Origin of the sequence: Nostoc sp. C052 (assembly GCF_013393905.1) — a bacterium.
Lineage (GTDB): Bacteria > Cyanobacteriota > Cyanobacteriia > Cyanobacteriales > Nostocaceae > Nostoc.
Window position 1 is genome coordinate 178,653 of sequence record NZ_CP040272.1, and the last position, 15,183, is coordinate 193,835.

General features: G+C 41.3%; 10 protein-coding genes. 2 read left to right on the forward strand and 8 right to left on the reverse strand.

All coding sequences use genetic code 11. The features are described from left to right. The first annotated feature begins 88 nt into the window (after positions 1–88). Together FD723_RS00750 and FD723_RS00755 are read left to right on the forward strand one after the other, a co-directional pair. Positions 89–1,747: an alpha-amylase family glycosyl hydrolase gene (locus tag FD723_RS00750; protein WP_179063649.1), complete on the forward strand. Its 1,659-nt coding sequence runs from the start codon at positions 89–91 to the stop codon at positions 1,745–1,747. A gap of 201 nt (positions 1,748–1,948) precedes the next feature. Continuing rightward, complete coding sequence (locus tag FD723_RS00755; RefSeq protein ID WP_179063650.1) at positions 1,949–3,007, forward strand: 3-deoxy-7-phosphoheptulonate synthase; 1,059 nt, start codon at positions 1,949–1,951, stop codon at positions 3,005–3,007. Positions 3,008–3,374: 367 nt separating this feature from the next. Here the strand turns inward: FD723_RS00755 and FD723_RS00760 are convergent, their stop codons facing one another. The 8 genes from FD723_RS00760 to FD723_RS00795 form a co-directional block, all read right to left on the reverse strand. Continuing rightward, complete coding sequence (locus tag FD723_RS00760; protein WP_179063651.1) at positions 3,375–5,012, reverse strand: iron uptake porin; 1,638 nt, start codon at positions 5,010–5,012, stop codon at positions 3,375–3,377. 230 nt (positions 5,013–5,242) lie between these two features. Next, positions 5,243–6,289, reverse strand: coding sequence for a Gfo/Idh/MocA family oxidoreductase (locus tag FD723_RS00765; RefSeq protein WP_179063652.1), 1,047 nt, complete (start codon positions 6,287–6,289; stop codon positions 5,243–5,245). A gap of 166 nt (positions 6,290–6,455) precedes the next feature. Beyond that, positions 6,456–7,856: a sugar porter family MFS transporter gene (locus FD723_RS00770; protein ID WP_179063653.1), complete on the reverse strand. Its 1,401-nt coding sequence runs from the start codon at positions 7,854–7,856 to the stop codon at positions 6,456–6,458. A gap of 117 nt (positions 7,857–7,973) precedes the next feature. Continuing rightward, positions 7,974–8,972, reverse strand: a complete 999-nt coding sequence (locus tag FD723_RS00775; RefSeq protein WP_179063654.1) for a ribose ABC transporter permease — start codon at positions 8,970–8,972, stop codon at positions 7,974–7,976. After that, on the reverse strand, positions 8,969–10,525 hold the full coding sequence (locus FD723_RS00780) for a sugar ABC transporter ATP-binding protein (protein WP_179063655.1): 1,557 nt from the start codon (positions 10,523–10,525) through the stop codon (positions 8,969–8,971). Before FD723_RS00780 ends, FD723_RS00775 begins: the two co-directional genes overlap by 4 nt. A gap of 426 nt (positions 10,526–10,951) precedes the next feature. Continuing rightward, positions 10,952–12,004, reverse strand: coding sequence for an ABC transporter substrate-binding protein (locus FD723_RS00785; protein WP_179068975.1), 1,053 nt, complete (start codon positions 12,002–12,004; stop codon positions 10,952–10,954). Between the two features lie 139 nt (positions 12,005–12,143). Continuing rightward, positions 12,144–13,145 carry an ABC transporter substrate-binding protein gene (locus FD723_RS00790; protein ID WP_179063656.1) on the reverse strand — a complete coding sequence of 334 codons (1,002 nt, stop codon included), beginning with the start codon at positions 13,143–13,145 and terminating at the stop codon, positions 12,144–12,146. Positions 13,146–14,033: 888 nt separating this feature from the next. Continuing rightward, positions 14,034–14,930 (reverse strand): inositol oxygenase family protein, encoded by an 897-nt coding sequence (locus FD723_RS00795; protein WP_179063657.1) that lies wholly within the window; start codon positions 14,928–14,930, stop codon positions 14,034–14,036. Positions 14,931–15,183: the final 253 nt, after the last annotated feature.

A 15,183-nucleotide genomic window follows, 5' to 3' on the forward strand; every position in this document is an offset into this window, starting at 1 on the left:
CGATCTAATTATTTCTCTAGAGCGATTTGCAAAGTCAATTGATCGTCAGAAAATATTTCTATAAACTCTTGATATTACAAACACTTCTATGGCAAAGCCAATTGAATTTAATTTATTTGCACCTTACAACAAAGGTGCTGCATTAATTGGTTCTTTTTCTGATTGGCAAGAAATTCCAATGAAAAGAGGTGATGATGGTTATTTCCGCACAAGTGTTGAGCTAGAAGATGGCGTTTATAAATATAAATTCCGCGTTCAGTCAAATTCATGGTTTTTTGAACCAGAACAATGGGTTGATGTCACAGATCCCTGTGCAACTGATATAGATGAACTGAGTGGAAAAGATGATGGTGTTATCCATGTCAAAGATGGCGAAAGAATTACCGATACTTATGTTTGGCAACATGATGATAAGCCTTTACCTGCTGACCACGAATTAGTAATTTATGAATTACACGTCGGTGACTTTTCTGGTGGCGAGGATGATCCTTATGCACGAGGTAAGTATAAACACGTCGTTGAAAAGTTAGATTATTTGTGTGAACTAGGAATCAACGCCCTTGAGTTGATGCCACTTAAAGAATATCCTGGTGATTATAGCTGGGGTTATAACCCGCGTCACTTTTTCGCAACAGAATCAAGTTATGGTTCGACTGCTGAGTTGAAAAAATTGATTGATGAGTGTCACTCTAGAGGTATTCGTGTAATTATCGACGGAATTTATAACCACTCAGAAGCATCTGCACCCTTAACACAAATTGACCACGATTATTGGTATCATCACGAACCTCGTGACCCTGATAATAACTGGGGACCTGAATTTAATTACGAACATTATGATGAAAAATTAGATATTAAGCCAGCCTGGAAATTTATTGGTGAGACAATCCGTTTTTGGATTGAGGAGTATCACCTTGATGGTATTCGCTATGATGCGGCGCGGCAAATTGCTAACTACGATTTTATGCACTGGATTGTTCAGGAAGCCAAAAAAACTGCTGGCGCGAAGCCTTTTTATAATGTTGCTGAACACATTCCTGAAACTACCAGCATTACCAATGTCGATGGGCCAATGGATGGTTGCTGGCATGATAGTTTTTATCACTGCATTCTAGAACATATCTGCGGTGATACATTTGATCTAGAGCGTCTAAAAGATGTCATTGACTGCAAACGCCAAGGTTTCTTGGGTGCCACTAATGTAGTCAATTACCTCACTAACCACGACCATAACCATATTATGGTTGAGTTGGGGAACCGTGAGATTTTTGACGAAGAGGCCTTTAGACGGGCTAAATTAGGAGTAGCTATCCTAATGACTGCTGTGGGCGTACCTCTGATTTGGATGGGAGAGGAATTTGGTGAGTATAAACCTAAACAACCCGAATCATCAAAAATTGATTGGACACTGTTAGGGAATGATTTAAATCGGAGTTTATTTGAATCCTACAAAGGACTAACCAACCTGCGTAAAAGTAATCACGCTCTTTACACAGAAAATCTTGATTTTATCCACGAAAATGCCGATGCGAAGGTATTAGCTTATACTCGTTGGAATGATGAAGGTTCTCGTGTAGTCGTCATAGCAAATTTCTCAGAAAACTTCCTAGCTGGCTATCATGTTCCTAACTTTCCAAGTGCTGGTACATGGCACGAGTGGACAGGTAATTATGATGTCGAAGCTGGTGATGATGGCATCATCATAGACTTGGGCCCATACGAAGCTAAAGTGTTTGTATGGCAGTAATGATATACACTACCACTGAGTCAGTAGTTTAATAGCAAAATAAAAAGGGGAAAGATATTTCCCCTTTTTTAGTTATTATTTTAATTTTCCTACAGGCTAATTACAAATTTGTCAAGTTAAAAATAAGCTGTTTTAAAAATTCATAGGTTTGTGTTACACTTTTGAGTTGAAGTGCGTATATAAAATGGCCAGAGCATCCCCATGCACAACAAGTTATTTAATAGCAATATCGATAACGCTAACATTGAGAACGATCGCATTTTATTAACTCCCAATGAAATTAAATCAAAATTACCTTTAACACAATTAGCCGAACAAAGAGTTTTAGGATATAGGCAGGAAATAGAAGATATTCTGGATTTTCAAGATCGCCGAAAATTTATAGTAGTTGGCCCATGCTCAATTCACGACCCAAAAGCAGCGCTTGAATATTCCGAGAGGTTGAAAATATTATCCGATCGAGTTCAAGATAAACTGCTATTAATTATGCGAGTTTACTTTGAAAAACCAAGAACAACCGTCGGCTGGAAAGGATTAATTAACGATCCAGATATGGATGATTCTTTTCATGTAGAGAATGGTTTATTAATCGCGCGGGATCTATTATTAAAAATTACAGAGTTGGGATTACCTGCTGGCACAGAAGCACTAGATCCAATTATACCTCAATATATTAGTGAACTGATTACATGGTCTGCCATTGGGGCACGCACGACCGAATCACAAACTCACCGCGAAATGGCAAGTGGGCTTTCGATGCCTGTAGGGTTTAAAAATGGTACTGACGGCAATATTCAAGTAGCTTTGAATGCCCTAGAATCGGCTGGAAATCCACATAACTTTCTGGGAATTAATCAAAATGGGCAGGTCAGTGTCTTTCAAACTAAAGGTAATAGCTACGGTCACGTAATTTTAAGGGGTGGTAGTCAACCCAATTTTGATCCGGCAAATGTCAAACTTGTAGAAGAGAAATTAAAACAGGCAAAGTTACCACCAAGAATTGTTATCGACTGTAGTCACGGAAATACCAATAAAGATTATAAATTACAAGGTGCTGTGTTAGAAAATATTGTTCAGCAAATAGTGGATGGGAATACATCAATAGTTGGCATGATGTTGGAATCACATTTGTATGAAGGCGGCCAACCAATTACTGGTAAACAAGAAGAATTAAAATATGGTGTTTCTGTAACTGACAAATGTATTGGCTGGGAAGAAACCGAAGAAATTATTTTGGCTGCTCACGAAAAACTTAATTGAAGTAGACAGGAGGCAGGGGGCGTGAGGAGATTTCTCTGTAGAGGATTTCCCTCATTCCCAGTTGGAGACTGTGAATACCCGTCGTTGAGACACCGCCTCCCTCATATAATGTCTGGATAATTTGTTATTATTACCAGAGTCATTGCAACCCTACACCCATTCCTTTATTTAAATATTTTTACGTTTTGTTGAGAAAGATCCAGGTAATGGATAGGTCAAGGGAAGGGGATTGAGAGGTGGGGTAAAACGTATGTCAGACACACATTTGAGCTTAAGTTGAGACCAATAGGTAATGCCGTGCCCCTAGTACTCACGCGCATTCATCCCACGCTCCGTCTATTGAGGCGTGGGACTTCTGCTGTTAGAGTTAAAAATCGAAGGTTGTGCGAATCACTCCTACATACTGGGTATCATTTCTACTATCGTTTTCTGGGTTGAGAATCACCCAAAAACCAGGAGTAACTGAAATGTTGTCGTTCAAACGGTAACGATAAAATGCTTCGATATGATAAGCGTTGTTTCGTTCTTGACGGACATCACTGTTAGAGACATGGGGTGGTATCCCAAAGAGAATTCCTGGCAGATTGCCTCTACCACCCACATCGGGAAACGACACACCAATCGCCCCAAACCAGACATTGGCATTGTCACCATTGTTCACAAATAGAGAATCTGTTCCACCCCTACCATTGGAAATATCACTCAAACCAGAACTCTTGGCATTTGCCCAAATATATCCACCCCAAGCGTGGACTTGGAAATTCGGGGAGAAGCGATAGTATCCCTGTGTGCCTACAATATCGTTGGAAGTAGCAATGTTGTTGCCAAAGGGAGCGTTTGATAACACGCTACCCGTCCCAGCGGAGAGATCGATTACTCCAGCAGGGGTATAGCCATGAGAGTAAGCAACACCGATCGCTCCTTGCTTACCATAATAGGCTAAGTGCGCTAGGGCATTGTAGCCGCCATCAAACAAGCCGTTGCTCCCCGATGGCACATTGGGACTGTTTGCTAAATAGCCCAAGGTAAGAACCAAGTCTTTGGTGATGTTCCAGTTAGCGGCTGCACCGCCGCCACCTCGCCGGAATAAGGGACTATATGATCCAAATAATGAGGGAACCCCATTGCCGTCATCAGCGATTGTGGCGGGAGTGATGGTGTTTGTAATATCCGTGTAACCAATGCCTGTAGGCCCAACAACGAAGTTAAGGGAATCACTGACTGGGAAGTAATAACGGATGTGGGGGACAAGAAGTGTATCGTTGCTGTCATAATCAAAGTTCAGGCGTGTCATACCTGTGCCTGTAGCTGCGGCAATTTGGCTTGCACCATTGGAATTCGCAAAGTTGCCAAATTCTAGCCGAACTCGCAATAAATCTTTGCCAGTGAAACTGCTCTCAAAGTTGAGACGACCCCGGTTTGCAAAGTAGAGATTTGATTCATCGCGTTCCCGCTGCGGGTTGCCGGAGGCATCGCCACCAACTCTATTACCAAAGGTATCACTAATGGCGGTAATAATTTGAGCATTCAACCTAGTAGTTGTGGAAAACTGCTGCGCCTCCAATGTTGCTGTATGTGCCTCTACGGTATCTACTCGTCCACGCAGAGTTGTCAGTTCTGTGGCAAAGTCTTGCTGCAACTTTTGCAGCACTGCCAAATCTTGTTTATTAACTAAATCGCTAGTAGCTGTGGCAATTAACTCATTAATCCTATCCAAACAAGCATTTAAACCTGCGGCAAACTCGTAACGGCTTAAAGCACGGTTCCCGCGATAGGTAGAATTGGGATAACCTGCAATACAGCCGTAGCGTTCAACCAGTGATTGCAATGCACCAAACGCCCAATCAGTTGGTTGTACATCAGAAAACTGAGAAACAGAATTGACTTGTCCCTGCAAATTTCTATTCGTATCTGCTGCGTTAGAGTTATCTTCTGGAGGTGCTGCCCAAACTGCTGGAATTGCCAAAAATAGAAGAAAAGAACTATAAAAAAGAGTTTTGATCATCGACTTGTGATTTGAAAATGGTTGAATTCTGACTTGGTAACGAAAGAGATTACACTCGAACCAAAGCTTTCAGCTTACGAGCTAATCTACATATTTTGAGCTAAGGTTTTAGATCAATACGCTTGGGTTAAGGGCTACTGGCAACAATTTTGGGTTTTCGAGACGCGATAAATCGCCGTCTCTACAAGTGTTTTGTTGCTCATTCTGAACTGTATTGAGTTTTAGGTCACTTAAAGCAACGCTATAACTTTTTGCTCATTGCTGCTTTTAATAGCTGCTTCTATAATTCGCATTACATTAATTCCGTCTTCGGCAGTAACAGCAATTGGCTGATTATTAGCAATGGATTTGTACACTGCATCGTAATAACCTAAATAACTGCCCTGTGAGCTTTTAACTTTTTCCCGAATTACTTTGGTGTCTTTTTCGGTATGAAGTAAGCCATATTCACTTTCTGGCTCTGTATACCAATCAAGTGTATTAGGCTTCATCCCCGCGACTAAATACTCTTCTTGTTTATCGGCTCTGCTTTTAAGAAAAGAACCATGAGTGCCATGTATGATATACGCTGGCGCAGGTTCACGCACAAGGAAACTTGCTTTTAATTTGACGCGCAGTTTGTCGTAGTATAGTACCAACTCAAAATAATCATCTACCCGCGATCGCACTCTTGTGATGCGGATGTCTGCAAAAATAGCATCAGGCATCCCAAATAAATGCAAAGCTTGGTCTATTAAGTGCGGCCCTAAATTATTTAATGTTCCTGCCCCCGGACTTGGAACTTCTACATGTTGTTTATGACTGAGGGTTGGTTTATATCTTTGAAATTGAAATTCTGCTTCAATAATATCACCTAATAAGCCTTCCTGAACAATTTTTTTGACTGTTTTAAAATCACTATCCCACCTGCGGTTTTGATATACAGATAATTTCTTTCCCTGTTTTTGTGCCAATTCTTTGAGATTTTGCGCTTCTGCTACTGTTGTAGTAAATGCTTTTTCGACCACTACATGTTTATCTGCAAGCAATGCCTGTTTAGCATAATCATAATGGGTATAAGTGGGTGTATTTACGACCACCAACATTAATTGCTCATCTGCTAACAATGCTTCTAAAGAAGGATAGCTTTTTACATCAGGATAATGTTGCTGTATCAGCTTTTTGCTTCTTTCCCAAGAACCGGTTAATTTAAATCCGGGATGCAAATCAATAAACGGCGCATGAAATACCATGCCGGATAAACCAGATGAACAAAGAGCCGTATTGATAGTTTCCATCTTTTTCGTGATTGCCTGAAGCGAGAATTTTTATTTAATTGTTATCTGAGATTTTGCTATGGGATGTAGGCTCACTGAAGACAGCAGGGGAGGTAGGGGGGAGAGAAAATACCTCTCCGACTCTACAAATTACGAATTATGTGTAGCAATACTAGATCGATGTCAATTACATGTGTTCTAACTCAATTCCTTTGGTTTCTTTAATAAAAAAGAGAATGAAAAAGAATGAGGTAGCTGCTGCAATTGTATAGAGTCCATAGGCAGAACCTAGACCGAAATATTGCAGTATGGGAGGAAATGTTGTGGAAATCACGAAATTCGCCACCCATTGTATGGCAGCAGCAATCGAAAGTGCGGCGGCTCGAATTTTGTTATTAAACATTTCTCCCAACAATACCCAAACCACTGGTCCCCAGGAGAAGCCGAAGCAAAAGACGTAGAGGTTGGCTGCAATCAGAGCCAGAGTCCCAGCGCTGCCGGTAAGATTGGGGTTTCCAGCAGCATCAAGGGGAGCATTACCAAAAAGATAAGCCATCGTCCCCAAGGTCAAGGTCATGCCAATCGACCCTACTATAAGTAAGGGCTTGCGACCAAATCGATCCACGAAGGCGATCGCAATCAGTGTTGTAATAATGTTGACGGCTCCTGTAATCACCGTGATTGATAGGGAATCTTTTTCGGAAAATCCGACAGCCCGCCACAAAACGCTGCTGTAGTAAAAGATTACATTAATCCCAACAAATTGCTGTAATACAGATAAGCCTATTCCTATCCAAACAATGGGCAAGAGTCCGCCACTTCTGCTTAAGAGGTCAGAAAACCTGGGTTGGCGTTCGCGAAGCACGGTCTGGCGAATTTCTTCGATTTTTGGTAGCACATCGCCCCCTAAAATCTTGGTCAGAACGTTAACAGCTTCAGATTCTCGTCCTTTGGCAACCAAATAACGGGGAGATTCAGGAATTGTTAAAGCTACCATCCCGTAGAATACTGCTGGTGGGACTGCTGTCCAAAACATCCAGCGCCAAGCTGCAACCCCAAACAAAAACGGCGAGTCTGCTGAACCTGCTGACGTAGCGATAAAGTAGTCGCTCAATAAGGCGACGAAAATTCCGACTACGATCGCTAATTGTTGCAGAGATCCTAACCTTCCTCGCAAATGGGTGGGAGAACATTCGGCAATGTAAGCTGGCGCGATGACGCTAGCAACACCGATGCCAATCCCACCCAATACTCGCCAAAAGATAAAATCCCAGATTGTGAAGGCAAACCCAGAGCCGATCGCACTGATAGTAAACAACGCCGAAGCAACCACCATTGCGTTGACTCGACCATAACGATCTGCAATCTGTCCGGCAAAGAAGGCTCCAACAGCAGAACCCAGCAACGCTAGGGACACTGCCAGCCCTGTTACCCAACTACTGGTATTAAAAGCTTTTGCTAGAGATAAAACCGCGCCGTTGATTACAGCAGTATCAAAACCGAACAGAAAGCCGCCGAGGGCCGCAGCCCCAGCAATCAAAATCACATAAAAGGTGTTGGATTTGCGACGAATAGTAGTAGATGACATAGTTTATATATTGGGAATTGGGAATTGGGCAAGGGAACAGGGAGCAGAGAGCAGGGGGGAAGAGGTAATTCTTCATTCTCCCCCTTGCACCCTGCACCCTGCCCCTCTGCCTCTTTCTCAGCGTCTAGAACGTCTGCGTAACCGATCGATCATTACTGCCAAAATAATTACTAGTCCTTTGACGACTAGTTGCCAGAAGTAAGATAGGTTCAACAAGGTTAAACCGTTATTGAGAATCGCAATAATCAATGCACCTAGAAGTGTGCCGCCAATGGTACCAATACCACCTGTAAAGCTGGTTCCACCTAAAATAACAGCTGCGATCGCATCTAATTCATAACCCTGACCTAATACGCCACTGGCACTATAAAGGCGGCTGGCGCTCATGATTCCTCCTAAGCCTGCCAGTAATCCGCTAATACCATAGACGAATAGCAACACCCGATTAACTTTAATCCCAGTTAATCTCGCTGCCCGTTCGTTACCACCAACTGCATATATCTGCACTCCTAAAACAGTTTGCCGCAGGACAAACCAGCTAGCGATCACAGTCAGTAGCGCAATGATTACTAGCCACGGCAGAGGGCCAACATAACTATTACCCACCCAAGCAAAATTTATGTCACGGTTAATTAGCGTTGTCCCCTTGGCAATCAAGAAGCCCACACCCCGCAAGGCGGTAAGTGAACCCAAGGTGACAATAAAAGGTGGCACATCCAAAAAGGTAATCAGCGCACCGTTGAGTAAACCTAAAAGCAATCCTGCCAACAACGCCGCAGGTACGGCTGCCCAACTTAAAGCCGGCAGTAGCGATACCAGCAATGCAACTACCGCAGAAACAGCCAATATTGATCCAACGGAAAGGTCAATACCTCCGGTGAGAATTACAAAGGTCATTCCTGTCGCCAGCACAATATTAATTGATGCCTGACGCAAGATATTGACGATGTTACCACCGGTGAGGAAGTTGGGAGAAAGGAATGCAAATAAGATGCAGATAATTACTAAGATTGGCAGAATACCCGCAACTTCCAAGAGAGTGCTGATTGATTTCCGGTTGCGGGCTGCGGGATTGTTGGCTGATTTATTGATAGGCGGTCTGACTGTCTGACTCATGATGCTAATACCTCCGATGCTCCTGTTGCGTAGTGCATAATCTTTTCTTGGGTGATTTCTTTGCCAAGACTGCCATCCAGTTCGCCTACCAGCTGTCCTTCTCGCATCACTAAGACGCGATCGCTCATGCCGACAATCTCTGATAGTTCGCTGGAAACCATTAAAATAGCAACCCCTTGTGCTGCTAATTCGCTCATGATTCGGTAAATTTCACTTTTAGCACCGATATCTACGCCGCGTGTCGGCTCATCTAACATCAGTACTCTGGGCTTAATGGCTAACCAACGCGCTAGCAGTAGCTTCTGCTGATTACCACCAGAAAGATCCAATGCTCTAATTTCCAAGTTGGCTAGGCGGATATTAAAGTTTTCTACCGCATCTGTTGATAGCCGATTCACTGAAGCCCAGTTAACAATTCCAGCCCTGGCATCCTGTTTGAGTGTGTTGATGGCAATATTCTTGCGGGCGCTCATTTCCAGAAATAAACCTTGGTCTTTGCGGTCTTCGGGGACGTAGCCAATTCCGGCGGCGATCGCATCACTGGGCGTATTAATTTCCAGTTTTTGGCCGTTCAAGAATACTTCACCACTAGCCTTACGGTCTGCACCAAAAATCAGCCGGGATAGTTCTGTGCGTCCAGCACCAACTAGCCCCGCTAAACCAAGAATTTCTCCAGCATGAAGTTCAAAACTAGTCGGCTCAATCTTATGACGCGCATCGCTCATATTTCTGACTGACAGCACGACTGGGCCAGGATTCATTTGTCGTTGATGTTCGTAAAAGTCTTGCATGGAGCGACCGACCATCATCTGCACCAATCGCTGTGGAGAAATTTCACTGCGTGTCAAACTACCAATATATTGACCATCGCGCAACACACTAATCCGGTCAGCTAGCGCATAGATTTCTTCCATCCGATGGCTGATATAAATAATAGCAATGCCATCACTCCGCAGTTTGCGAATGACCTCAAATAAATGGTCGCTCTCGCGGTCAGATAGGGCTGCTGTTGGCTCATCCATCACCAAAACGCGGCTTTTATCTTTCAGCGCCCTGGCAATTTCCACTTGCTGCTGTTCGGCGATGGATAAGGTACCAACTATAGTCTGGGCGGTAAAATTAGCTCCCAGGCTTTCCAACACTTCCTCTGCTTCCAGTTGCATCGCTTTGCGGTCTAAAAATTGACCTCGCCGCAACTCGCTACCCATAAACATATTTTCGGTAACGGTTAAATTTGGTGCAACATTCAGTTCTTGATAAATCAGATTAATACCCGATTTGCGTGCTGTCGCCGGATCGGTAATTTTCAAGGTTTGACCATTGATGCGAATTTCTCCTTCATCGGCAATGTAAGCCCCAGCCAGGATTTTCATCAATGTGCTTTTGCCTGCTCCATTTTCACCCATGAGGGCATGAACTTCTCCCGGATAAATCGTGAGATTAACATTTTGGAGCGCAGATACACCATGAAATCTTTTTGTAATTCCTTGCATTTCTAACACTGGCGTGCTAGCTGGTGCATCAGAAAATGAAGTTTCAATAGTTGTTGTCATGAGTATCTCCTGTAAAAACTATTTAAAGTTTGCGAGGGTGAATTAGCAATTAATAAACTCATATTTGATTGATTGCAAAATCATGTTTTAAAAGCTGACTAGAAGTTTTAAAGAGATATTTTCACCCTTTCTTGTTAACCTTATTCCACGGAGATTGCTGGGAAAGTCTGAGTACTAAAAATAGGCACTCAGACTTTTCACTGATGCACATACATAGCGGTTCTCAATTGCGGTGCAGCAGAGTTTAAACCTCTTTCTAAACCTATCTTTCTATTAAGGTAAAGCAAGGAACTAAAGTGAGGTTTTGTATTAATTTAAGTGAAAACCGCCAGACATTCTAGGTATGTGCAAAAACTTTACAAATGCAGCAGATGATTCACATCAAAAGACATAAATTTTCAACTGCAAATTCACAATTTTTATTACTTACCAGCCTTTTTCTGTGCTGACATTATCTTTTGTGATCAACTTAACTGGTATTAGGATGGTTGAATTACTTGGTTTTTTACCATTTAAGATGTCGTTGCCAACTTGAACTGCTTTTTCGGCCATTCCTCGCGGATTTTGAGTAGCAGTTGCCGCATATAAACCATCTTTATTTTTGATGGCAGTTATTGCTTCTGGTGCGCCATCAACCCCGACAATAAAGAAATCTTTACGTTGTGCTTGGTTCGCTGCTAGTTCTGCGCCGACTCCACTTGGGTCGTTGATAGCAAAAACTGCATCAATCTTTGGAAAGGTTGTCAACAAATCAGTCATAACTCTGAGTCCTCCATCCCGACTACCCTCTGCATTTTGGTTTTTGGAGAGGATTTTGATATCGGGATATTTGGCCAATACGTTCTCGCAGCCAGTAACTCGCTGAATCACCGAGTCCACAGGCGGGCCATTAACTATGACAACATTGCCTTTACCCTTGAGGCGGTCAGCAATATACTTGCAACTAACTTCTCCAGCTTGGACATTATTAGTCGTAATAGTGGCATCTACACCTCCTTCTGCACCTGTATCTACTGCAATGACAATTCTACCTGCTTGTTTTGCTTTTTCAATTGCTGGCTTAATGCCACTTTTATCAGCAGCATTGACGATAATGATGTCAGTATTAGAAGCAGTGAAATTTTCAATTTGATTAGCTTGTTGATTAAGGTCATAGGCGCTGGAAACTACGGTAACATTGACATCCTTACCGCCTATTTTCTTCGCTTCTGCCTCAGTTGCTTGTCCCATAAGGACGAAGAAGGGATTACTTAAATCACCAACGGTAAAGGCAACTGATTTTAATTTTCCATTACCAGTAGCGATTTTAGTTTCTGCACTAGTATTAGTAGCCGGTTTGGTTTCAGGGTTAGTAGCCGTATTGCCATCGGGAGAACCATTTGTACAGCCGATAAGACTGCCACTCATGATACCTAGTAGGCTAGCTGCGATTACGCGAAGCGTAACGCCAGAGGCAAACGTAATCTTTTTCACATTCATATATTTCCTAGAAGTCATTTTTACTTACACCAAATTTGAAAACGATGTATTAAAAAAACAGGGACGAGTATTGCAATCTTCCTGTATCAAGTCTTTTTCCGTATCTTGTAATTACGAATTACGAATTACGAATTACAAATTACCAGCCTTTGTAGCTGCTGAGATTTTCTCTAGTAACCAAGTTGACTGGAATCAGAATATTCGGTGACTCAGGTTTTTTACCCTGGATGATATCATTGCCAATCTGAACCGCTTTTTGGGCCATCCCTGCGGGATTTTGAGCAGCAGTTGCAGCAAATACACCATCCTTATCTTCCATTGCTTTGGTTGCATCTGGCGATCCATCAACCCCAACAATAAAAAATTCTTTACGTTTTGCTTGTCTCGCTGCTAAATCTGCGCCGACACCGCTTTGGTCGTTGGTGGCAAAAACGGCATCAATTTTGGGAAAGGTTGTCAGCAAATCACTCATGACTCTTAATCCTCCATCCCTTGTCCCTTCGGCGTTTTGGTCTTTAGAGATGAGTTTGATATTAGGATATTTGGACAATGATTTCTCACACCCACTCACTCGCTGATTGATTGAATCCATCGGCGTACCGTTGAGGATGACTACACTACCTTGACCTTTGAGGCGATCGGCAATATATTGACAAGCAACCTCACCAGCTTGAATATTGTTGGAACTAATCATCGCATCTACATCTGCATCAACGGCTGAATCTACTGCAATCACAACCCTACCTGCAAGCCTTGCTTGGTCAATTACGGGTTTAACTCCTTTTTTATCAACAGCGCTAAGGATAATTAAATCAGTCTTCGCAGCGGTAAAATTTTCGATTTGGTTGCTTTGTTGGTTCAGATCAAAAGCACTAGAAACCGCATTAACTCTGATATTACCCGCAATTTTCTGGGCTTCTGTCTCAGCCCCCTTCTGCACTGCATTATAGAAAGGATTGCCTAAGTCACCCAAAGCAACGCCGATTGTTTGCAATTTTTTATTTGGATTAGTAAGACTCTCTGCGCTTATATTAGTAGCCTTGTTAGTATTATTAGTAGCAGTGTCGCTATTTTGAGCGCCATTTGTGCAACCAACAACTGCAAAACCTAATATACCAACTATCAGCGTAATTCTCTTCATATTCATCTATTTCTAACAACGGATTTAAATTTGAGAAAAGTCAGTAGAATATAAATCTGTCGAGTCATCACAATATAAACTAGGTCTGAAAACTTTAGACCTGGTTAGTGATGTTACTAGCTTTTGGAATTTCAACTCCAAAGGTCTTCTAATTTCAATACGCTTGGGTTAAGGTCTACTGGCAACAATTTTGGGTTTTCGATAAGCGATAAATCGCCGTTTCTACAAGTGTTTTGTTGCTCTATCTGAACTGTATTGCTAATTTGAGTTATTACTGTTAGTTTCACGAAACTAGATGTTTTATTTTTAAAGCAAAGCTATGAACATTACACGACTTCAAATAATCACATTATTTTTTGGTGAAATTAATTCAGTAGTGCGTAGTCTGAAAACAGCTTTTAAGTGAAACTTCCAAAAATTAGTTTTATTAAACTTGTAAATCTTTATTTGTTTTGACTTGTTTCATTTTATATTGCTCCAGTGCAAAAATTAATTTTGTTTATTGAACTTTACAAACTAAAAAGAGTTGAAATTTCCCTACATAGCCTAAAGTCTTCATTGCAAAGCATCTGCATAAATTCGACTATTCAACATTTTGTTCAATGTTAAAAACTTTAACATTTCTCAATCAATCTCCTTCAGAAAAGATATTGTTATATTAGGGGAATTTTTGACTGTGAATGCCAGGATTTTGAGAAATGTGAATATCTTTTAGTTAGATTTTTAAATTAACTCAAATCTGCTTGGCAAGCATATTTATTTGTTATCAAACAGAATTCAGGAGTCAGAATTCAGAATGAATTCTGTATGACTGGTGGATAGCGTAGCGTTAGCGAGTATTCAAGCGTCGCGTCTTGATTCTGACTCCTGAATTCTTCTTCAAGCAGCTTAAAACTTTAACGTTGCTGGTAAATATTTAGCCACCAAATCTTCATAGTATGGTTTTAATTTCTGCCAATCAGGAGGAATGGGGTTTTTTGAATACAAATCGTAGGGATTGAATAAACTCACCCATTTAAACATTTCTTTATCATGTTTATCCATCAAATGTTCATAAGCATTTTCACGATGTTGAGGATAAAATGAGTGATAGCGAAGCATATACAATGCAGGTTCGGGTAAATAGTTTTTCATCATCTGATAAAAATACTCATCATGCCCCCATGATATATGTACATTACTCAATCCACAGTTAGGCTCATAAATGCCATATTTAGTGTTGTAGTCGGGGTTCTGATAATCAGGGTTTTCTTTGAAGAATTCTGAGAAAACAATTTTATCAGAAAATGCACAACCTACAGGATAAGTATCACCAACAGTAGCCCATTGAGGCTCACCAAACAGACAAAGTACTTTCCCCATATCGTGAAAGAAGCCAGTAAGTACCATCCAGTCAGGATGACCATCGGCGCGAATGGCTTCTGATGTTTGCAATAGATGCTGTAATTGATCCATATCTGTATCAGGATCGGAATCATCAACCAATTGATTCAAAAATTCGACTGCATCCCAAACAGACATTTCTTTTTTATCAAACTTCAAAAATTCTTTTTCTTTCTGAAGTACAAAATCGTATGTTTGATTAATATGATTTAACCGATAAAACTCTTTTACCGTATCTCTAATAGTTGTTTCGTAATTTCTGTACTCTTCAGTGGCTTTACCTTCTTTAACTATGCTTTCTGGATCGGGATAGCGATTTAGCAAGTCTTCTTCCCATTCTTCTAAGGAATGTAAGGGATTGTTTTGAGCTTGAGCAATGACATTATTTAGAGTTTTCGACATATTTTCCTACTTGTTGATTTGTTAAATAATGCTTTTACACTCATTTTTATGCACAGGTGTGCAAAACATTTATTAGACTTATTCTTTAATTCTTGCACACGTGTGCAAGAATGTGTGTTAAGTTTCTTTTCGTCTTTGGATACCTGTGCATGATTGACTTCATCAAGTGTTTTGTCCAATTCGGTTGGAGCAAAAGAATTTAGATATTAGGCAACACATTGACAAAGTAGACAAAATGTAAATTTTAGTTAAG